Below are 19,154 nucleotides of genomic sequence, written 5' to 3'. Positions count from 1 at the left end.
TTTGTGACGCGCTGCGAAAATCACCAGGACACACTCGACGCCGACACTCGACGCCGACCCGGCGCATGACGTAACGAGAAGGCGCTTTTTCACGAATGACAAGGTGGACGTTTGGGAGCGCGAGACGCCGAGGAGGAATGGGCCGTGCTGATGCGCGCCGCGATAGCGGGCGATTCGGGCGCCTATAAGCGGCTGCTGCTGTCGCTGACGCCGGCGCTGCGCGGCGTCGCGCGGCGCGATTGCGCGCGCCTCGGCCTCGATGTCGGCGAGGCCGAGGATGTGGTGCAGGAAACGCTGCTCGCCGTCCATTTGAAGCGCGACACCTGGGACATGGACCGGCCGATCGGCCCCTGGATCATGACCATAGCGCGCAACAAGCTCATCGACGCCCGCCGCCGGCGCGGCGCCAAGACGCCGCTGCCGATCGACGACGCATTCGATCTCGCGGCGCCCGAGGCGGCGGACGACGGGCTCGACCGGCAGGACGTCGATCGTCTGCTCGGCGCGCTCGGCGAACGCCAGCGCGATCTGGTGCGTTTCTTGTCTATCGACGGCCATTCGGTGAAGGAGGCCGCAGAGCGACACGGCATGAGCGAGGGCGCCGTCCGCGTGGCCCTGCATCGGGCGATCAAGACTCTGGCGGCGCTCTATCGGAAAGGCGAGAAATGAGAACGGAAGAGCTGATCGGCGCGCTCGTCGCGGACCATTCGCCGTCGCGTTTTCGCTTCGCGCGGATTTTCGCTCTGTCGCTCGCGGCCGCCGCCCTCGTCGCCGGCTTCGTGCTGTTCGCCTCGGTCGGCGTCCGGCCCGATCTCGGCGCGGCAATTCAGAACCTGCGCTTTCTCGCGAAATTCGCCGTGACGTTCAGCCTGTTCGCCGCCGGGGTCGGCCTGTTGCGGCGTCTCGCCACGCCGGGCGCGCCGGTCGGCTATTGGCGATTCGCGCCGCTTCTGGCGCTGCTCGTGCTGCTCGTCGCCGTGGTCCTCGAGCTTTTCGCCGCGCCCGCGTCGAGCTGGGGCGCCCGCCTCGTCGGGCTCAATGCGCGCGCCTGCCTGCTGCTCATTCCGTTCATCGCGATCGGCCCGTTGGCGATTCTGCTGCTCGCGCTGCGGCGCGGCGCGCCCAGCCGTCCGGCGCTCGCGGGCGCCGTCGCCGGCCTCGTCGCCGGCGCGCTGGCCGCGAGCTTCTATGCGACCCATTGCCAGGACGACAGTCCGCTCTTCGTCGCCGTCTGGTATTCGCTGGCGATCGGCGGGGTGGCGCTCGCCGGCTCGGCGCTCGGCTCGCGCCTGCTGCGATGGTGAGCCCGCGCGAGCCGCTTCGCGTCGATGTTGCGCTGTGCGAGCGCGGCCTGTTCGAGAGCCGCGCCAAGGCGCGCGAAGCCATTCTCGCCGGCCTCGTCGCGGTCGACGGCCGCAGGATCGCCAAGCCCTCGCAGCTCGTTCCGCCGGACGCCGAGATCGTCGCGCAGGCGCCCTATCCTTACGTATCGCGCGGCGGCGTGAAGCTCGCCCATGCGCTCGAGGCTTTCGCCGTCGACGCCAAAGACCGCTATTGCCTCGACATCGGCGCCTCGACGGGCGGCTTCACCGACGCTCTGCTGCGCGCTGGCGCGCGCCATGTCGTCGCGGTGGACGTCGGCCATGATCAATTGCACCAGAGATTGCGCGCCGATCCGCGCGTGACCTCACTCGAAGGCCTCGACGCGCGCGCGCTCGCGGCGGCGCATCTTAATGAAGCTCCGTCGCTGATCGTCGTCGATGCGAGCTTCATCTCGCTCGCTCTCGTTCTGCCGCCCGTTCTGCCGCTCGCGGCCGTGGGGGCGGAGCTCGTCGCGCTGCTCAAGCCGCAGTTCGAGGCGGGCCGCAAAGCGGGCAAGAAGGGCGTCGTGCGCGACGAGGCCGTCCATGCCCAAGTCTGCGCGCGCGTCTCAGTGGAGGTCGAGACGCTCCGCTGGCGCGTTCTCGGCGTCATCGCGTCGCCGATCGCGGGCGGCGACGGAAATCGCGAATTTCTTCTCCATGCAAGGCGGATGTGATGCGGCGGCTCGTGATCGAACGTTTGGGGCATCGCGGCGAGGGCGTCGCCCGCGCCGAAGAGGGGCTCGTCTTCGTGCCCTTCGCTCTGCCGGGCGAGACCGTGCTCGTCGAGGCGGAGGGCGAGCGCGCGCGTCTCGTGGATATCCTCGAGCCTTCGCCGGATCGCATCGAGCCCTTCTGCCCGCAGTATGGAATCTGCGGCGGTTGCGCAGTGCAGACTCTGACCGAGCCCGCCTATGCGCGCTGGAAGCGCAGCCTCGCCGAGACGGCGCTGCGCAACGCCGGCCTCGATTGGCCGGTCGAGCTGCTCGTCGACGCCCATGGCGCCGGGCGTCGGCGCGTGACCTTCCATGCGCGCTATGAGAAGGGCGTGGCGCGCGTGGGCTTCATGCGCGCGCGCTCGCATGATCTCGTCGAGATCGACGCCTGCCCGCTGCTCGAGCAGGACCTCGCCGGCGCCCCCGCCGCGGCGCGCGCTCTGGCGCAGGCGCTCGCCGGGCGCGGCAAGCCGCTCGACATCGCCGTGACGGCGACGACGGGCGGGCTCGATATCGACATTCGCGGCGCCGGCGAGCTCGAGGAGCGCGAGATGCTGGCGCTGCTCGAGCTCGCCGAAAACCTCGATCTCGCGCGTCTCGCCAATCACGGACGGCTGGTGACGCTGCGCCTCCCGCCCGGGGTGATGGTCGGGAAGACGCAAGTTTTTCCGCCGCCCGGCGCCTTTCTTCAGGCGACAGCCGAGGGCGAGGCGGCCATCGCCCGCCTCGTCGCGCGGGGCGTCGGCGAGAAGTCCAAGAGAATCGCCGATCTCTTCTGCGGCGTCGGCGCCTTCGCGCTGCGGCTCGCGGCGTCCGCACAAGTGACCGCCATCGATGCAGATGTGGCGGCGGTGGAGGCGCTCGACCGCGCCGCCCGCACGGCGAGGGGGCTGCGGCCGATCTCGGCGCAGGCGCGCGATCTCTTCCGCCGTCCGCTCGACGCTCAGGAGCTGAGCCGTTTCGACGCCGTCGTCTTTGATCCGCCGCGCGTCGGCGCCATGGCGCAGGCGCAGGCGCTCGCGGCTTCGACCGTGCGCCGCGTGGTCGCCGTCTCCTGCGATCCGCAGAGCTTCGCCCGCGACGCCGCAATTCTGAGCAAAGGCGGATATGGCGCGAAATTCATCACACCGGTCGATCAATTTCGGCATTCGCCTCATCTCGAGGTCGTCGCTCTCTTCGAGCGGGCGGCCGAGGCCGCGCCGCGCCGACGGCTATTGTCGCGCTAGCGAAAAGCAAAAGGCGGCCCCCTCCCTCACGACGTGGGAGAGGGGCGGCAGCCATTGCACAAACATTTGATAACACGCGGAATCTTCCCCATCTCCCGCGCAGCGGGGGAGGGCTGGGGAAGGGGCTTTCGCCGGCCCGGCGCTTTCGTCGGCGCGCTTTTTCTACGTATGTCCACCTATGGCGCAATGGCCCGGGAAACCTAGATTCCCGCGATGAGATTCATGTGGCAACGAACGGATTTCAGAAAGCATTTCGGGACTGAGCGGGGGATTTGTCTTGCCAGCCCGGCCGAGTTGGGCATAGGATTTGCGTCCATGTCCAGCGTGGGGAGCCGGCTCCTTGTGAGTCCGCGCTCGAATCTGGAAGGAGATGGTCACATGAATGCGCTTCTCGCCGCAACATTGTGCAGTATCGTCCTCGGCGGACTTCCTGTCGCCGCCGCCGCTTATGTGCGGGTCCGCCGCTCTGATGAAGCGCGTCGTCGTCGCCATTGGTGACCTTCGAATCTAAGGTGATCGTCTCTGACCGCCGTCGAAAAAGGACGCGATGACACGGCGCTGCTCGATCGCCTGAGCGCGGTCGTCGGAGCTGCCGGCGTCATCGTCGATCCTCAGGATATGGCGGTCTATCTGCGCGAGCCGCGCGACTCCTTTCATGGCCGCGCTCTCTGCGTCGTCAAGCCGCGCAGCGCCCGCGAGGTCGCTTCCGTTCTCGCCCTCTGCGACGCGGCCGGCGTCGGCGTCGTTCCGCAAGGCGGCAACACCGGGCTCGTCGGCGGCCAGACGCCCGATGATAGCGGCGCGCAGATCGTGCTGTCGCTGCAAAAGCTCGACAAAATCCGCGAGATCGATCCCGCCTCCGACACGATGACGGTCGAAGCCGGCGTCATTCTCGCCAACGCCCAGGCCGCGGCGGAGGAAGCGGGCCGCTATTTCCCACTCTCGCTCGGCGCCGAAGGCAGCTGCACGATCGGCGGCAATCTCGCGACCAACGCCGGCGGCGTGCATGTGATCGCCTATGGCGCGACGCGCGATCTCGCGCTCGGGCTCGAGGTGGCGCTGGCCGACGGGCGGCTGCTGTCGGGTCTCTCCAAGCTGCGCAAGGACAATACGGGCTATGACCTCGCCCATTTGTTCATCGGCTCGGAGGGCACGCTCGGAATCATCACCGCCGCCACGCTGAAGCTATTTCCGCTGCCGCGGTCACGCGCGACGGCTTTTGTCGGCCTCGCCGATCCGCGCGCGGCGCTGTCGCTGCTGGGGCTCGCCAAGGCGCGCGCCGGTTCGGCGCTCGTCGCCTTCGAATTGATTCCGCGCATCGGCGTCGAATTCGTGCTGCGGCATATCAGCGGCGCGCGAGATCCGCTCGCCGGCGCGCATGAATGGTATGTGCTGATCGAGCTCGCTTCGCCCGCCGAGAGCGGCGTCGAGGAACTGCTGACCGAATTGCTGGGCGAGGCGCTAGAGCAGGGGATCGCCGAGGACGCCGCGCTCGCCGCGACGCTCGAGCAGCGCGCCGGCCTCTGGAAGCTGCGCGAGACGCTGCCGGAGGCGCAAAAGCCCGAGGGCGTCTCGATCAAGCACGACGTCTCCGTGCCGCTCGAATCGATTCCCGCATTTCTCGAGGAGGCGAGCGCCCTCGTCACGGCGCATGCGCCGGGCGCGCGGCCGACGCCCTTCGGCCATATGGGCGACGGCAATATCCACTACAATATCTCGCAGCCCGAGGGCGCCGACCGCGCCGCCTTCCTCGCCCGCCGCGAGGAGATCAATGAGATCGTGCACGGGCTGGTGACGAAATATGCGGGCTCGGTCTCCGCCGAGCATGGCGTCGGAGTGCTGAAGCGCGATCTGTTGCGCAAGGTGAAGGACCCGGTGGCGCTCGAGCTGATGCGCGCGATCAAATCGGCGCTCGACCCCAATGGCATCCTCAATCCGGGGAAGCTTCTGTAGGCGTGCGAGCTTCTGTTGGCGTGCGGGCTTGGCGCTTGCGGCGCTTTTGCGCCGGCGCCGATTTGTCGGCGGCTCCGCCTTCGAAGCCCACGAGAATCTCGTAATCATCGGCCGCCTGCGCGCCGAGATAGGGGACCGACAAAGGCTCCGAGATCACGCGGAACTCGCCGCGCGCGGCGCCGGCGGGAACGCTCGCCGAGACATGATAGCTCTTGGAGGCGAGGATCGATTCGTCCTTCTGCCGCCGCGCGGCGATCTTCAGCGTGCCCGAGAAGGAGCCCGGCTGGCCGGTGGGGCCGAGCACGGCCGCTCCCTCCACGCCGACCTTGATCAGAATCTGATCGCCCGAGACCGAGCATTCGCGCGCGAGATGCAGGAGCGAGAGCTGATAGCGGACCGAGGAATTATCCGCGCCCGGCGGCACGCGCAGAGTGGCGGCGCCGGTGTCGACGAGAATCTCGGGACAATCGACCGCGGAGCCCGGCGCAGCCTGCGCGGGCCTGTCGGATTTCTGCGGCGCCTTCTCGCCGCCGCCGAAGACCGAGAAGGGATTGGGAATGTCGAATGCGCGGGCTCCGCCCGCCGCGAGCCCCGCCGTAAGCGCGGAAATCGAGAGAATCGCGAAAAAGCGCGGCATCATCCGTCCCGTGTCCATCGGCCTTTCACCCTTTGCTCGGCCGGCCCCCTCCCCAACCCTCCCCCGCTGCGCGGGAGAGGGAGCAGATTCGGCGCGTCATCCGAGGTTCGTGTCGCGCCCGCCGCCCCCTCGCCCGCGTAGCGGGGGAGGGTGAGGGAGGGGGCGCGCTCCACCCTTGTCGACGCACGCCTTACCGCCATCACGGCAGTTTGGCGAATCCCTCCTTGAAGCCGGCCAGCGACAGCGGCAGGCCGACGCCCTCGTCCGGGGTCAGATAGATGACGAAAGTCGCCGTCTTGCCATTCTTGAGCTGATCGACGAGCGCATCGTCCATGACGACATCGGCGACGCAGCCGGAGGGCAGGCAGCGCACGAAGCCGGTGTCGCCGATGCGGGTCTTGTCGATGGTGAGGCCGAGGCCTTTGATCAGAAGCACATTGAGCGGCGCGATGACGCGCAGCAGCCGGCTCTTGCCGTCGCTGGTCTTCAAGACGACGACGACCAGATTGACATTGGCCTTGTCCTCCGCCGCCACGCTCTGAATCAGAGCGCATTGCTCGGCGGCGGCGCCGGCCGGGGTCTCGCAGCGAATCTCCCAGTCGCCAAATTTGGACTTGACCGCGCCCTGCGCCGTGGCGGGCGACGCCGCCGCCCATGCTGCGACTGCGAAAAACAGCCCCGCGACCACATGTCGCAACCTCGCGAGCCGGTGAACGGCGGCGTGCGGCCTCATTTTCGCTCCATGTTTTCTTCGATGCGGATTCCAATGGCCCTTACGATCGAAACCGGGCCAAAACGGGGCGTTACGAATAATCGCGAAGACGAGGCTCTGCGTAGCAAATGGCCGCCCGCTGTCAAGCGGAAGGGCGCCGACGCTGTAATTTTGCGCATGGAGAGGTGGCGCGACTTTTTGTCAGGCAGACTGTGGCGCCGCAGCGATTGCGCGGCGCCGCCGTTTGTGGTTGAACCCGCGTGGGAATACCTGACGGGCCGGATTTGTGGCGGGTTCGGCTCGATCAAAACAACCGGATAACAGAATCATAACGACCTTGTTCCTGAGGTCCGAGAGGCGATCTTCATGCTCATCGGCAGACGACCCACATTCCGCCGCGCGGCCTTGACGGCCGGCGCCTTATCTTCCCTCCTCCTGCTCGCGGGCGTCGCAAGCGCGGAGGTGTTGGGCCAGCCCACTCCGGGAGGTCTCGGCCTTCCGGCGACGGTGACGGAAGTCGGCGCCGAGACGCAGTTTTTCTACAATGTGATTCTGCTGCCCATCATCAGCTTCATCGGTCTCTTCGTTCTCGGCCTTCTCATTTATGTCTGCTGGCGGTTCAATGAGCACGCCAATCCCGTTCCCTCCAAGCTGACCCATCACACCGGCCTCGAGATCGTCTGGACGCTGGTCCCGGTGCTCATTCTGGTGTTCATCGCCATTCCGTCCTTCCGTCTGCTGGCCCATCAGATGGAGATCCCCGAGCCGAAGGTGACGATCAAGGTCACCGGCAATCAATGGTACTGGTCCTACGCCTATCCGGAGGATCAGGGCGGCGGCTTCTCCTTCGATCAATTCCTGAAGCCCGAAGCGGAGCTGAAGCCCGAAAATGGCGATGTCCGCTTGCTCTCGGTCGACAATGAGGCCGTGGTGCCGGTCGGCGAGGTGATCAAGCTGCAGGTGATCGCCTCCGATGTGATCCACTCCTACACCATTCCGGCCTTCACCATCCGCATCGACGCGGTGCCCGGCCGTCTCAACGAGACTTGGTTCAAGGCCGAGAAGGAAGGTCTCTTCTACGGCCAGTGCTCGAAGATCTGCGGCAAGGATCATGCGTTCATGCCGGCCGCCATCCGCGTCGTCTCCAAGGAGAAATACGCCGAATGGCTGGTCGAGGCGAAGAAGAAATTCGCCAAGGCCGACGACGGGCGCGTGCGCGTCGCCGTCGAGCGCGACGCGCGCTGACCAGTTTCCGAGCCGAACCGAACACAACCCGAGCATTCTCCGAGGATCACGACCATGGACGCCATCTCGACCGAGGCGGGGGCCCACCACGACCATCCCACCGGCCTGCGCCGCTTTCTCTTCTCGACCAATCACAAAGACATCGGCACGCTCTATCTGATCCTCGCCGTCATCGGCGGCCTCATCGGCTTTCTGATGTCCTTGGCGATTCGCGCCGAGCTCGCCCATCCGGGCATTTCGGTCTTCCCGGGCATTTCCGCTCTGCTGCACGGGACCGATCCGACCAATATCGACGCCGCCAAGAACCTCTATAATGTGTTCATCACCGCCCATGGCGTGCTGATGATCTTCTTCTTCGTCATGCCGGCGCTGATGGGCGGCTTCGCCAATTGGTTCGTGCCGATCATGATCGGCGCGCCGGACATGGCCTTCCCGCGCCTCAACAACATCTCCTTCTGGCTGCTCGCCGTGGCGCTGGTGCTGGTGGTGCTGTCGACCTTCGCGGAGGGCGCTCCCGGCTCGCTCGGCTTCGGCGGCGGCTGGGTGTTCTATCCGCCTTTGTCGTCCAACACGGGGCATCCCGGGCCGGCGATGGATTATGTGATCTTGTCGCTGCATCTGGCCGGCGCCTCGTCGATCCTCGGCTCGATCAACTTCATCACCACCATCTTCAACATGCGCGCGCCGGGCATGACGCTGCACAAAATGCCGCTGTTCGCCTGGGGCATGCTGGTCACCGCCTTCCTGCTGGTGCTGACGCTGCCCGTGCTCGCCGGCGCCATCACCATGCTGCTGACGGACCGCAACTTCGGCACCACCTTCTATGATCCGGCCGGCGGCGGCGATCCGATCCTGTTCCAGCATCTGTTCTGGTTCTTCGGCCATCCGGAAGTCTATGTGCTGATCCTGCCGGCCTTCGGCATCATCAGCCACATCGTCTCCACCTTCTCGCGCAAGCCCGTGTTCGGCTATCTCGGCATGGCCTATGCCATGGTGTCGATCGGCTTCCTCGGCTGCATCGTGTGGGCGCACCACATGTATACGGTCGGCCTGTCGCTCAACGCGCAGCGCTATTTCGTCTTCGCCACAATGGTCATCGCGGTGCCGACCGGCATCAAGATCTTCTCCTGGATCGCGACCATGTGGGGCGGCTCGATCTCCTTCCGCGCGCCGATGTGGTGGGCGATCGGCTTCATCTTCGTGTTCACCCTCGGCGGCGTCACCGGCGTCGTGCTGGCGAACGCCTCGGCCGACCGTCAGCTGCACGAGACCTATTACGTCGTCGCCCACTTCCACTACACCATGTCGCTCGGCGCGGTGTTCGGAGTCTTCGCGGGCTTCTACTACTGGTTCCCGAAGATGACGGGCTACATGTATAACGAGACGCTGTCGAAGCTGCACTTCGTCACGCTGTTCATCGGCATCAATCTCGTCTTCTTCCCGCAGCACTTCCTCGGCCTCGCCGGCATGCCGCGCCGCTACATCGACTATCCGGACGCGTTCGCGCTGTGGAACTATTGGTCGTCGGTCGGCGCCGCCATCGCCGCGGTCAGCGTGCTGGTGTTCTTCTACACGGTCGCTGAGGCCTTCCTGCGCAAGCGTGAGGCGGGCAATAATCCGTGGGGCGTCGGCGCCACGACGCTCGAGTGGACGCTGCCTTCGCCGCCGCCCTTCCATCAGTTCGAGACCCTGCCGCGCATCACCGGCTCGGGCCATCACTGACGGGCATTGGTCGGGCCGCGGCGGCGAGCTGCCGCGGCCCGACCAAACCAATGATCCGATCTTCTCGAGGAACTCCGGAACGAGAACGAGCGCGAGAACGAGAATGAGCGACGCCTCCTTCATCATCGACGACGCTTCGGCCCCGCGCGCGCCTGTCGCCGCCCCCGGCGATTATTTCGCCCTGCTGAAGCCGCGTGTGATGTCGCTCGTCGTGTTCACGGCGCTGGCCGGCATTCTGCTGGCGCCCGCCGCGCCGCATCCCTTCCTCGCCTTCGCCTCGCTGCTCGCCATCGCTGTCGGCGCGGGCGCGTCGGGCGCGCTCAACATGTGGTATGACGCCGATATCGACGCTCTGATGACGCGCACGCGCCGCCGTCCGATTCCCTCCGGCCGGCTCGACCGCCAGGAGGCGCTCGCCTTCGGCCTCTTCCTCTCCATCATGGCGGTGTTCACGCTCGGCCTCGTCGCCAATTGGCTGGCGGCGGCGCTGCTCGCCTTCACCATCTTCTTCTATGTTGTCGTCTATACGATGTGGCTGAAGCGCTCGACGCCGATGAACATCGTCATCGGCGGCGCGGCCGGCGCGCTGCCGCCCGTCGTCGGCTTCGCCGCGGCGACCGGCTCCGTTGATCTCTCCAGCATCGTGCTGTTCGCCATCATCTTCATGTGGACGCCGCCGCATTTCTGGGCGCTGGCGCTGGTCAAGCGCGAGGAATATGGCCGCGCCGGCATTCCCATGCTGCCCAATGTGCTTGGCGAAACGCGCACCCGCATCGAGATCCTCGCCTATTCCATCGCGCTCGCGCCCATCGGCGTCGCGCCCTATCTCCTGGGTTTCGCCTCGCCGGTCTATGGCGTCGTCTCGCTGCTGCTTGGCGCGGCGCTGATCGCCGGCGCCGTCGAGGTCTATCTGCGCCGGGACGGCGAGAAGGCGCGCCGCGCGGCGATGCGCCTCTTCTTCTTCTCCATCGTCTATTTGTCGCTATTGTTCATGGTTCTGGTGGTCGAGAGGCTTCTTTTCCTCTCGTCCTGGCTCGCTTGAGCGGAGGAATTCATGGCGATCGATCGACCCGAAGACACATCCGAGCGGCAAGAGGGCGTCGTCCTCACGCCGGAGCAAGCGAAAAGCCGCCGCGCCCGCAACATAGCGATCGGCGTCGCCGTGGCGCTGTTCGTGGCGCTCTTCTATTTCGTCACCATAGTGAAGCTCGGCGGCAATGTCGTGCCGCGGGCGGGGTGAGATCGGCATGAGCGAGGATCACACGAAGAAACAGAGCGGAGGCCGCGCCGGCAAGGGCGCGGGGCTGCTGATCGGCGGTTCCGTGGCCATGCTGATTCTGTCCTTCGCCTCCGTGCCGCTCTATCGCGCCTTCTGCTCGGCGACCGGCTTCGGCGGCACGACGCAGGTCGCCAAGGTCGCGCCCGCCAAGCCCGGCGAGCGGCGGCTCGGCGTGCGTTTCGACGCCAATGTCGCGCGCGATCTGCCCTGGCGCTTCGAGCCGGAGACGCCTCGCATCGTGGTGCGCACCGGCGAGACGGCGACGATCTATTACAAGGTCGTCAATCTCTCCGATCGGGAGACGAGCGGCGTCGCCGCCTATAATGTCAGCCCGGACCAGGCGGGCGCCTATTTCGACAAGCTGGCCTGCTTCTGCTTCTCGGAGCAGAAGCTCGCGCCGCATGAGAGCGCCGAATGGCCGGTGGTGTTCTTTCTCGATCCGGCGCTCGAGAAAGACGAGACGATGAACCGGGTCGAGGAGATCACTCTGTCCTATTCGTTCTTCGCCACCAAGAAGCCCAAGGAGGCGGCGAGCGAGCCGGCGAAGCCCAAGTCTTGAGAAAAGAAGTCCTGAGAAAAGCGAGAATGCGACGGGGGGCGTCCGCGGCGGGACGAACCATCCCGAGCGAATGGAGCCCAGTGAACGAGACCGGCCCGGCCGGCGAAATCTCGAGGATAATGAACATGTCGGACGGACACGCGAAACCAAGTCACGATTATCATCTCGTCGATCCGAGCCCGTGGCCGCTCGTCGGCGCGCTCGCCGCGCTGTTCACCGCGATCGGGGCCATTTATTGGATGAAGGGCCTGCCGCTGCTCGGCATAAAGATCGGCGGCCCGGTGCTGTTCAGCGCCGGCTTCGCCACCATCCTCTTCACAATGTGGTCCTGGTGGGGCGACATCATCCGCGAGGCCGAGCACGAGGGCCATCATACGGCGGTGGTGCAGCTGCATCACCGCTATGGCGTGATCCTCTTCATCCTCTCCGAGGTGATGTTCTTCGTCGCCTGGTTCTGGGCCTTCTTCAATTCGGCGATCTTCCCCGCCGATCCGCAGATGGTCGCGCGCACCGAGCTGTTCCAGGGCGTGTGGCCGCCGCATGGGATAGAGGTGCTCAATCCCTGGCATCTGCCGCTGCTCAACACGGTGATCCTGCTGACCTCCGGCGCGACGCTCACCTATGCGCATCACGGCCTGCTGCACAATGATCGCGGCGTGCTGAAGAAGGGCCTGATCGCCACCATCGCGCTCGGCCTGATCTTCACCTGCGTCCAGGCCTATGAATACGCCCATGCGCCCTTCGCCTTCAAAGGCTCGATCTATGGCTCGACCTTCTTCATGGCGACCGGCTTCCACGGCTTCCATGTGATCGTCGGCTCGATCTTCCTCATCGTCTGCCTGGCGCGCACCTATGCCGGCCAGTTCAAGCCCGAGCAGCATCTCGGATTCGAGTTCGCCGCGTGGTATTGGCATTTCGTCGACGTCGTCTGGCTGTTCCTGTTCGCCTCCATCTATGTGTGGGGCAACTGGGGCGGCGCGATGGAGTGAGCGGGCGCGCCCATTTCGGCTTCTGAGAGAAGCGCCGGCGGGAACGTCGGCGCTTCTCTTGTTCTATCAGGCGTCGCGCCCTCTGCCCGCGACGGAAAGGAACCTATGTCCGCCGACGAACACCCCTCCGTCTCACCCTATGTCGCCGGCCTGCTCGGCCGCTGCCCACGTTGCGGCAAGGGGCATGTCTTCCGCGGCTTCCTGGAGATCGCGCCCGCCTGCGAGGTCTGCGGGCTCGATCTCGCCTTCGCCGATTCGGGCGATGGGCCGGCGGTCTTCGTGATGACCATCGCCGGCTTCATCGTCGTCGGCGCGGCGCTCTATGTCGAGGTCGCCTATTCCCCGCCCTATTGGGTGCATGGGCTGATCTTCCTGCCGCTGACGGTCATCGTCTGCGCCGGCCTGCTGCGGCCGGCCAAGAGCCTGCTGATCGCGCTGCAATATTTCAACAAGGCGGAGGAGGGGCGCCGCGCCGATGAGAACTGAGGCGCGCGCGCTTCTCGGACCGGCGCTGTTCACCGCGGCGATGGTGGCGCTGCTCGCCGGGCTCGGCGTCTGGCAGTTGCGCCGCCTCGTCTGGAAGGAGGCGCTGATCGCTCATGTGGAGACGCGCGCGACGGGCGCGCCGGTCGAGGCGCCGCCGCGCGGCCAATGGGCGGCCCTCGCGCCGAATGACTACGACTTCCTCCATGCGCGCGTCTCCGGCCATTTCGACCTTTCGCGCGAGGCGCTGATCTTCTCTGCCCCGCCATCGGGCGCGGGCGTGGAGCCGGGCTATCGCGTGATCGCGCCCTTCCTGCTCGACGCGGGCGGCGCCGTGCTCGTCGATCGCGGCTTTCTGCCGCTCTCGCTGCGCGCGGATGAGACGCGCAAACGCGAGCCCTCCGGCGATGTGACGCTCACCGGCCTGCTGCGCGGCCCGCAGGCGCGCAATTTGTTCACGCCCGCCGATTCGCCGCAGCAGGGGCTGTTCTACACGAGCGATCCGCGGTCTCTCGCCGCCTATCTGCAACTCTCCGACGCTGCGCCTTTCATGCTGGAGCTCGATCCCGCCGCGCCGGCGCGCGGCCTGCCGCGCGTCTATGATCACAATATCGAGCTCGCCAATAATCACCTTTCCTACGCCATCACCTGGTTTTCGCTGGCCGCGGCGGTGGCCGGCGGCTTCGCTTTCTACGCCGCGGGGCGGCTGAAGCAGCGCTGACGCGGCCATTCGCGCCTCTGAGCTTCTTTCGCCGCGACAACTCGCGACGACTTTCGGCGCCTTCGGACTTTCCCGGCGCCGGGTCGGCGGGTTAGAAGAGACGCCGTGCGCTACATTTCCACACGCGGCGAAGCTCCCGCGCTCGCCTTCGAAGACGTCCTCCTCGCCGGCCTCGCCTCCGACGGCGGCCTCTATGCGCCCGTCTCCTATCCGGGGCTGGCGCGCGGCGACATCGCTTCTCTCGCCGGCCTTCCCTATGAGGAGGCGAGCGCGCGCATCATCGCGCCTTTCCTCGGCGAGGCCTTCACCGGCGAGGCGCTGCGCGCGCTGACGCATGGCGCCTATTCCGGCTTCCGCCACAGCGCCGTCGCGCCGCTCACGCAGATCGCCGAAAATCTCTTCGTCCTCGAGCTGTTCCACGGGCCGACGCTGGCGTTCAAGGACGTCGCCATGCAATTGCTCGGGCGCATGATGGACGAGGTCCTCGCCCGCCGCGATCTGCGCGCGACAATCGTCGGCGCCACCTCCGGCGACACGGGCGCGGCGGCGATCGAGGCCTTCGCCGGCCTGGAGCGCGTCGACGTCTTCATCCTCTATCCGCATGAGCGCGTCTCCGACGTGCAGCGCCGGCAGATGACGACGGTCGCGGCCGATAATATCCACACCATCGCGCTCCGAGGCTCTTTCGACGATGCGCAATCGATTCTGAAATCCTTCTTCCGCGACGCCCGCTTTCGCGAGAGCGTCGGCCTCGCCGGGGTCAATTCGATCAATTGGGCGCGCGTCGTCGCGCAGACGGCCTATTACTTCACCAGCGCCGTCGCGCTCGGCGCGCCGCATCGCGCGGTGAGCTTTGCCGTGCCCACCGGCAATTTCGGCGATGTGCTGGCGGGCTATGTGGCCAAGCGCATGGGCCTGCCCGTCGGCAAGCTCGTCATCGGCACCAACGCCAATGACATTCTCGCGCGCACGCTGGCGACCGGGCGTTATGAATTGCGCGAGGTGACGCCGACGCAATCGCCGTCGATGGACATTCAGATCTCCTCCAATTTCGAGCGTCTGCTGTTCGACGCCTATGGCCGCGACGCCGCGCAAATTCGCGGGCTGATGGGCGCGCTGGAGCAGTCGAAGGGCTTTACCGTCGCCCCCGCGCCGCTCGACGCCATTCGCGCGGAGTTCGAGGCGAGCGCCGCCTATGAGGCCGACACGACGGAAGAGATCGCCCGCACCTATCGCGAGACCGGCTATATTCTCGATCCCCATGCGGCGACCGGCGTTCACGCGGCGCGAAAGCGCCTCGCCTTGGACCCGTCGACCCCCATCGTGTCGCTGGCCACCGCCCATCCGGCCAAATTCCCGGATGCGGTGGAGCGCGCGATCGGCGTGCGGCCGCCGCTGCCGGACCATCTCGCGCATATTCTGACCGCGCCGGAGCGCTTCACCGTGCTCGACAATGATGCGGCGAAGGTCGCGGCCTTCATCTCCGAACGCGCCCGCGCGGCGCGCGCGACGGCGTGAGACGGCGGCCATGGCGCTCTTCGGTCTCGTCCCCGCCTATCGCGACCTGCCGCTGCGCGGCGAGGGCGTCTATCTGCGTGGCTCGGAGATGCGCGATTTCGTCGCCTGGGCTTCGCTCAGGGAACGCAGCCGCGCTTTTCTGACGCCCTGGGAGCCGACTTGGCCGTCCGATGATCTGACCCGCGGCAGCTTCCGCTATCGCGTGCGCCGCCACGCCGAGGAGATGGCCCGCGACGAGGCCTATTCCTTTTTCGTCTTCCGCGAGGCGGATGATGTTCTGGTCGGCGGGCTGACGCTCGGCCATGTGCGGCGCGGCGTGTCCCAGGCGGCGACACTCGGCTATTGGATGGGCGAGCCCTATGCCGGCAAGGGTTATATGTCCCGCGCCGTGCGGGCGGCGCTCGACTATGCCTTCAACCGCCAGCGCCTGCATCGCATAGAGGCGGCCTGCCTGCCGTCCAACGCCGCCTCCATCCGCCTCCTCGAGCGCAATGGCTTCAAGCAGGAGGGTTTCGCCCGGGCCTATCTCAACATCAACGGCCAGTGGCGCGACCATCTCCTCTTCGCGCGGCTCGACAGCGACCCATCGCCGACCCGCCGGCCGGTCTGAGCGGCGGCTCCCGATCGCTCACATCCTCGCCGCGTTTCGAATCCGCACAGCCGAGCCCCGATTCTCTCTGGCACACATCTCTCAGCCTATCCTTCGACATTGCCATCCGCGTTTCGAAACGGGACGGCAAGGCGCAAAAAAGGGTAGCGTATTCATGTCGTTCCAGTGTAACCAGGCGTTCCAGGGCATCGAGGAGGTCATCGTCGGCGGCGCGCGCATCGCGCGTCTCGATCTCGCCGAGACCGCGCGGCTGATGATCGAGGCGGCAGGCCGCCCCGCGCGAGAGAGCGGGCCCCTTTATCTCACCTCCGTCAATGGCGAGGTGCTGGCGCGTCGCCGCGCCAGCCACGATTTCGCCGAGCTCGTCGATCGGGCCGATCTCATCAGCGCCGACGGCCAGCCGCTCGTCTTCGCCTCCCGTCTCCTCGGCGCGCGGGCGCTGCCGGAGCGCGTGGCGACCACCGATCTCTACCCGCTCGTCGCCGAAATGGCCGAGCGCGAGGGCGTCACCTTCTACCTCTATGGCGCATCGGAAGAGGTCAATCGCGCGACTTACGAGATCACCAAGCGCCGCTTTCCAGGCCTGCGCATCGTCGGCCGCTCGCATGGCTATCTCACCGGCGAGGAGCTGGAGCGCAAGATCGACGAGATCGACGAGCTGGCGCCGGATATCGTCTGGCTCGCGCTCGGCGTGCCGCGCGAGCAGGAATTCGTGCGTAGATGGGGTGATCGCCTTCGAAACGTCAAAGTGATCAAGACATCTGGGGGCCTGTTCGATTTTCTGGCCGGCGCCAAGAAGCGCGCCCCGATGTGGATGCAGAGGGCGGGCCTCGAATGGGCGTTCCGTCTTCGGCTCGAGCCGCGCCGGCTGTTCTTGCGCTATGTGACGACGAATCCGATCGCCTTCCTGTTGCTATTGCGACACACGCATTGACCGTCCTCGCACATCCGCCGGCGCGTCGAAGCCGGCGGGCGTCCGAAGCCGCAATGTAACGAGTTCGGCTTTCGGGTCCCCGGCGCGTCGCGCCACTCCGCCAGCGCCGGGGACGAAGCCGATTATCGACGATTTCTCAGAATGGGAAAAGCGAGCCCGATTGGGCCGCAAATTCAATCCCCTCATCCTGAGGCGCTTTTTGCGGAACGCAAAAAGCCTCGAAGGATGCTCCAGCAGGCGGCGCTTCGACGACCCTTCGAGACGCCGGCTGTGCCGGCTCCTCAGGGTGAGGGGCTGGAGTTGCGTCGAATCAGGCTAAGTTCGGTCAAATCCGCCCTTGCAGCCGGCTCCACAGCGCGTTTTCCGCGCTGAACACATAGTCGAGCCGCGCGCTGGTCACCGTCCGCGCGCCTCTGGCGATCAGCCAATCGGCGAATTGCGGCGCCGAATCCGCCGGGGCCGAGAAGGTCGCGAAGCCGTTCTCGCCGCGCTCGCGCAGGCCCGCAGAGAATTTCTCCTCCGCCTCGGCGAGCAGCGCATCGTCCAGCGCGGGCAGGCGCGCGCGGATCTCGCGCGTCGTGCGCGCCAGCTCCTCGGCCGCTATGCGCGAGAGGATGATTCGCGCCGCCTCCCGCGCCCGCGCCGTCCAGGGCGCGGCGAGCGAGGCGACGAGATTGGCCTGCGAGCGCAGGATCACGCCATCGTCCAGCGTCTTCAGCGCATTGGCGGCGAGCGTCGCGCCTGTGGTGGTGATGTCGACGATGAGATCGGCCGAGCCCGCCGCCGGCGCGCCTTCCGTGGCGCCGGAGCTCTCGACGATGCGATAATCGCCCACCGCATGCTCGGCGAAGAAGCGGCGCGTCGTGTGCACATATTTGGTGGCGACGCGCAGGCCGCGGCCATGGCGGGCGCGAAAGCCCGCCGACACATCGGCGAGATCGGCCATGGTGCGCACATCGATCCAGGCCTGCGGAACGGCGACCACCACATTGGCCTTGCCGAAGCCGAGCGGCGCCAAAATCTCCACCTTGCTCTCGGCGTCGGGAATCGTCTCGCGCACGAGGTCTTCTCCGGTCACGCCGAGATGCACGTCGCCGCTGGCGAGCCGCGCGGTGATCTCGGAGGCTGAGAGAAAGGCCGCCTCGGCGTCCTCGACTCCGGCGAGCTGGCCGCGATAGTCGCGCGCCCCGCGCCCCTGCGTCACCTCTATGCCGGCGCGGGCGAAGAAGGCGTTGGCGTTCTCCTGCAGCCGCCCCTTGGAGGGAACGGCGACGATCAGCCTGTCGGTCGTCGTTGCCGTCATGCCGCGCATCCTTTGCGCGCCGTGAGGCGATCGACCCATATGGCCGCGCCGACGGCGGGTATGTCCTGTCTCGCGCCCAGCGTCTTCAGCAGGCGGTCGTAGCGGCCGCCGCCGATGAGCGGCGGACCGGCGGCCTGCGAACGCGCCTCGAAGACGAAGCCCGAATAATAATCGAGCCGTCGCGCGAAGCTGGCCGAGAAGCGCACGCGCTCCAGATCGACCCCGCGCGCGGCGAGAAAGCCCGAGCGCGTGTCGAGCGAATCGAGCGCCGCGGAAAGATCGAGCGAGGCGTCGGCCGCGAGCTTGCGCAGCGCCGCGGAGGCTTCGTCGATCTGTCCCTGGACGGCGAAGAAAGCGTCGACCAGCGCATGGGTCTCGGCGCTCACCGCGGTCCCGCCGGCGAGAGCGGCCTGATCGAGGAAACGCTCGGCGATCTCGCCGGCGCTGCGGCCGCCGACCGGCGATATGCCGGCGATGGAGAGCAGATCCTCGACGAGCGCGCGCGCCTCTTTGGCGTCCACTTTCTCGAGCGCCGCGAGCACGCCGGCGTGCTCCTTGCCATTAGCGGGCGGGGCGAAAATCTCGGCGAGGGATTCGCCGCGCGCATGTCCCGTCTCGAGGCGCCGGCGCCAGGCGGGCGGCAGATCGAGCCGGTCCAGAAAGGTCGAGACGAGGCCGGCGTCGCCGGTCTCCACATCGAGCGCGCCGCCGCCCACATTCGCGGCGGCCTCGAGCGCGGCGGCGAGGATTTCGGCGTCGGCGGCCTCGCGATCGTCGCGGCCGAAGCTCTCGAGCCCGGCCTGAAGCAGTTCGCCGCTCCCCTCCTCGCCCTCGGCGGGGAAGCGGAACACGGCGCCGCCATAGGCGAAGCTGGCGGGCGCGGCGGCCGCGGGCGAGGCGAGATAGGCGAGGCAGACGGGGATGGTGAATTCCGGCCGCAGGCAGACATCGGCCCCGGCGGCGTCGCTGGTCAGATAGAGGCGGCCGCGGAAATCCTCGCCCGAGCGATCGAGGAAGACGCCGGCCGGCTGCAGGATTTTCGGCTCGCAGCGGGCAAAGCCCGCGCGCTGAAACGACGCCAATATCGCGCCGAGAGCGTCGCCGCTCGAAAAATCGGTTTTCGCCGCCTCGTTCACGCCTCTGTCCCTCTTTTGCGGCCCTTCCTTAGCAAGGGCGGAGGACATTC

At 67.0% G+C, this 19,154-nt stretch carries 20 protein-coding genes; 16 read left to right on the top strand and 4 right to left on the bottom strand.

Annotated features, from left to right (window positions below; all coding sequences use genetic code 11):
• The first annotated feature begins 150 nt into the window (after positions 1-150).
• The 5 genes from AC6IY7_RS04530 (at position 151) to AC6IY7_RS04510 (ending at position 5,256) form a co-directional block, all read left to right on the top strand.
• Entirely contained in the window at positions 151-669 is a 519-nt protein-coding gene (locus AC6IY7_RS04530; protein WP_497782779.1) for a sigma-70 family RNA polymerase sigma factor, read from the top strand.
• The gene (locus tag AC6IY7_RS04525) at positions 666-1,304 is read left to right on the top strand and encodes an NrsF family protein (protein WP_497781856.1); all 639 of its coding nucleotides are present in this window, start codon (positions 666-668) and stop codon (positions 1,302-1,304) included. Before AC6IY7_RS04530 ends, AC6IY7_RS04525 begins: the two co-directional genes overlap by 4 nt.
• Positions 1,298-2,038 carry a TlyA family RNA methyltransferase gene (locus AC6IY7_RS04520; RefSeq protein WP_497781855.1) on the top strand — a complete coding sequence of 247 codons (741 nt, stop codon included), beginning with the start codon at positions 1,298-1,300 and terminating at the stop codon, positions 2,036-2,038. The genes AC6IY7_RS04525 and AC6IY7_RS04520 overlap by 7 nt, the downstream gene beginning before the upstream one ends.
• Positions 2,035-3,303, top strand: a complete 1,269-nt coding sequence (locus AC6IY7_RS04515) for a class I SAM-dependent RNA methyltransferase (RefSeq protein ID WP_497781854.1) — start codon at positions 2,035-2,037, stop codon at positions 3,301-3,303. The genes AC6IY7_RS04520 and AC6IY7_RS04515 overlap by 4 nt, the downstream gene beginning before the upstream one ends.
• A gap of 618 nt (positions 3,304-3,921) precedes the next feature.
• Positions 3,922-5,256, top strand: coding sequence for an FAD-binding oxidoreductase (locus AC6IY7_RS04510; RefSeq protein WP_497781853.1), 1,335 nt, complete (start codon positions 3,922-3,924; stop codon positions 5,254-5,256).
• Here the strand turns inward: AC6IY7_RS04510 and AC6IY7_RS04505 are convergent.
• Both AC6IY7_RS04505 and AC6IY7_RS04500 read right to left on the bottom strand, forming a co-directional pair.
• Positions 5,234-5,896: a hypothetical protein gene (locus tag AC6IY7_RS04505; RefSeq protein ID WP_497781852.1), complete on the bottom strand. Its 663-nt coding sequence runs from the start codon at positions 5,894-5,896 to the stop codon at positions 5,234-5,236. The two genes, AC6IY7_RS04510 and AC6IY7_RS04505, sit on opposite strands and share 23 nt — an antisense overlap.
• 196 nt (positions 5,897-6,092) lie before the next feature.
• The gene (locus AC6IY7_RS04500) at positions 6,093-6,626 is read right to left on the bottom strand and encodes an invasion associated locus B family protein (RefSeq protein WP_497781851.1); all 534 of its coding nucleotides are present in this window, start codon (positions 6,624-6,626) and stop codon (positions 6,093-6,095) included.
• 345 nt (positions 6,627-6,971) lie between these two features.
• Here AC6IY7_RS04500 and coxB point away from each other — a divergent pair, with 345 nt between their 5' ends.
• From coxB to AC6IY7_RS04445, 11 genes are all read left to right on the top strand, one after another.
• Positions 6,972-7,850 carry a cytochrome c oxidase subunit II gene (coxB, locus tag AC6IY7_RS04495; RefSeq protein ID WP_497781850.1) on the top strand — a complete coding sequence of 293 codons (879 nt, stop codon included), beginning with the start codon at positions 6,972-6,974 and terminating at the stop codon, positions 7,848-7,850.
• Between the two features lie 54 nt (positions 7,851-7,904).
• The gene (gene ctaD, locus AC6IY7_RS04490; protein WP_497781849.1) at positions 7,905-9,572 is read left to right on the top strand and encodes a cytochrome c oxidase subunit I; all 1,668 of its coding nucleotides are present in this window, start codon (positions 7,905-7,907) and stop codon (positions 9,570-9,572) included.
• A gap of 103 nt (positions 9,573-9,675) precedes the next feature.
• On the top strand, positions 9,676-10,614 hold the full coding sequence (locus AC6IY7_RS04485) for a heme o synthase (protein ID WP_497781848.1): 939 nt from the start codon (positions 9,676-9,678) through the stop codon (positions 10,612-10,614).
• A gap of 12 nt (positions 10,615-10,626) precedes the next feature.
• Complete coding sequence (locus AC6IY7_RS04480) at positions 10,627-10,812, top strand: cytochrome c oxidase system small membrane protein (RefSeq protein WP_497781847.1); 186 nt, start codon at positions 10,627-10,629, stop codon at positions 10,810-10,812.
• A 7-nt stretch (positions 10,813-10,819) separates the two neighbouring features.
• Positions 10,820-11,410, top strand: coding sequence for a cytochrome c oxidase assembly protein (locus AC6IY7_RS04475; protein ID WP_497781846.1), 591 nt, complete (start codon positions 10,820-10,822; stop codon positions 11,408-11,410).
• Positions 11,411-11,535: 125 nt separating this feature from the next.
• On the top strand, positions 11,536-12,399 hold the full coding sequence (locus AC6IY7_RS04470; protein WP_497781845.1) for a cytochrome c oxidase subunit 3: 864 nt from the start codon (positions 11,536-11,538) through the stop codon (positions 12,397-12,399).
• Positions 12,400-12,504: 105 nt separating this feature from the next.
• Complete coding sequence (locus AC6IY7_RS04465; protein WP_497781843.1) at positions 12,505-12,885, top strand: DUF983 domain-containing protein; 381 nt, start codon at positions 12,505-12,507, stop codon at positions 12,883-12,885.
• Positions 12,875-13,603 carry an SURF1 family protein gene (locus AC6IY7_RS04460; protein WP_497781841.1) on the top strand — a complete coding sequence of 243 codons (729 nt, stop codon included), beginning with the start codon at positions 12,875-12,877 and terminating at the stop codon, positions 13,601-13,603. Before AC6IY7_RS04465 ends, AC6IY7_RS04460 begins: the two co-directional genes overlap by 11 nt.
• A 105-nt stretch (positions 13,604-13,708) precedes the next feature.
• Positions 13,709-15,121, top strand: a complete 1,413-nt coding sequence (gene thrC / locus AC6IY7_RS04455; RefSeq protein WP_497781840.1) for a threonine synthase — start codon at positions 13,709-13,711, stop codon at positions 15,119-15,121.
• A 10-nt stretch (positions 15,122-15,131) separates the two neighbouring features.
• The gene (locus tag AC6IY7_RS04450; protein ID WP_497781839.1) at positions 15,132-15,731 is read left to right on the top strand and encodes a GNAT family N-acetyltransferase; all 600 of its coding nucleotides are present in this window, start codon (positions 15,132-15,134) and stop codon (positions 15,729-15,731) included.
• A 154-nt stretch (positions 15,732-15,885) separates the two neighbouring features.
• The gene (locus AC6IY7_RS04445; protein ID WP_497781838.1) at positions 15,886-16,665 is read left to right on the top strand and encodes a WecB/TagA/CpsF family glycosyltransferase; all 780 of its coding nucleotides are present in this window, start codon (positions 15,886-15,888) and stop codon (positions 16,663-16,665) included.
• Between the two features lie 325 nt (positions 16,666-16,990).
• Here the strand turns inward: AC6IY7_RS04445 and hisG are convergent, their stop codons facing one another.
• Both hisG and AC6IY7_RS04435 read right to left on the bottom strand, forming a co-directional pair.
• Positions 16,991-17,968, bottom strand: coding sequence for an ATP phosphoribosyltransferase (gene hisG / locus AC6IY7_RS04440; protein WP_497781836.1), 978 nt, complete (start codon positions 17,966-17,968; stop codon positions 16,991-16,993).
• A complete protein-coding gene (locus tag AC6IY7_RS04435) occupies positions 17,965-19,104 on the bottom strand; it encodes an ATP phosphoribosyltransferase regulatory subunit (RefSeq protein WP_497781835.1) in 1,140 nt (379 codons plus the stop codon). The genes hisG and AC6IY7_RS04435 overlap by 4 nt, the downstream gene beginning before the upstream one ends.
• Between the last annotated feature and the right edge of the window lie 50 nt (positions 19,105-19,154).

The organism is Methylosinus sp. is20ea (assembly GCF_059718135.1).
This window is presented reverse-complemented; position numbering and strand designations above follow the sequence as displayed.

What these genes read in the sequence shown, in the direction of transcription:
- AC6IY7_RS04500 (WP_497781851.1), bottom strand. Translation starts at nt 6,626, where the DNA reads ATGAGGCCGCACGCCGCCGTTCACCGGCTCGCGAGGTTGCGACATGTG.
- AC6IY7_RS04475 (WP_497781846.1), top strand. Translation starts at nt 10,820, where the DNA reads ATGAGCGAGGATCACACGAAGAAACAGAGCGGAGGCCGCGCCGGCAAG.
- AC6IY7_RS04445 (WP_497781838.1), top strand. Translation starts at nt 15,886, where the DNA reads ATGTCGTTCCAGTGTAACCAGGCGTTCCAGGGCATCGAGGAGGTCATC.
- AC6IY7_RS04525 (WP_497781856.1), top strand. Translation starts at nt 666, where the DNA reads ATGAGAACGGAAGAGCTGATCGGCGCGCTCGTCGCGGACCATTCGCCG.
- hisG (WP_497781836.1), bottom strand. Translation starts at nt 17,968, where the DNA reads ATGACGGCAACGACGACCGACAGGCTGATCGTCGCCGTTCCCTCCAAG.
- AC6IY7_RS04470 (WP_497781845.1), top strand. Translation starts at nt 11,536, where the DNA reads ATGTCGGACGGACACGCGAAACCAAGTCACGATTATCATCTCGTCGAT.
- AC6IY7_RS04520 (WP_497781855.1), top strand. Translation starts at nt 1,298, where the DNA reads ATGGTGAGCCCGCGCGAGCCGCTTCGCGTCGATGTTGCGCTGTGCGAG.
- AC6IY7_RS04450 (WP_497781839.1), top strand. Translation starts at nt 15,132, where the DNA reads ATGGCGCTCTTCGGTCTCGTCCCCGCCTATCGCGACCTGCCGCTGCGC.
- AC6IY7_RS04485 (WP_497781848.1), top strand. Translation starts at nt 9,676, where the DNA reads ATGAGCGACGCCTCCTTCATCATCGACGACGCTTCGGCCCCGCGCGCG.
- AC6IY7_RS04465 (WP_497781843.1), top strand. Translation starts at nt 12,505, where the DNA reads ATGTCCGCCGACGAACACCCCTCCGTCTCACCCTATGTCGCCGGCCTG.
- ctaD (WP_497781849.1), top strand. Translation starts at nt 7,905, where the DNA reads ATGGACGCCATCTCGACCGAGGCGGGGGCCCACCACGACCATCCCACC.
- AC6IY7_RS04460 (WP_497781841.1), top strand. Translation starts at nt 12,875, where the DNA reads ATGAGAACTGAGGCGCGCGCGCTTCTCGGACCGGCGCTGTTCACCGCG.
- coxB (WP_497781850.1), top strand. Translation starts at nt 6,972, where the DNA reads ATGCTCATCGGCAGACGACCCACATTCCGCCGCGCGGCCTTGACGGCC.
- AC6IY7_RS04505 (WP_497781852.1), bottom strand. Translation starts at nt 5,896, where the DNA reads ATGATGCCGCGCTTTTTCGCGATTCTCTCGATTTCCGCGCTTACGGCG.
- AC6IY7_RS04480 (WP_497781847.1), top strand. Translation starts at nt 10,627, where the DNA reads ATGGCGATCGATCGACCCGAAGACACATCCGAGCGGCAAGAGGGCGTC.
- AC6IY7_RS04530 (WP_497782779.1), top strand. Translation starts at nt 151, where the DNA reads ATGCGCGCCGCGATAGCGGGCGATTCGGGCGCCTATAAGCGGCTGCTG.
- AC6IY7_RS04510 (WP_497781853.1), top strand. Translation starts at nt 3,922, where the DNA reads ATGGCGGTCTATCTGCGCGAGCCGCGCGACTCCTTTCATGGCCGCGCT.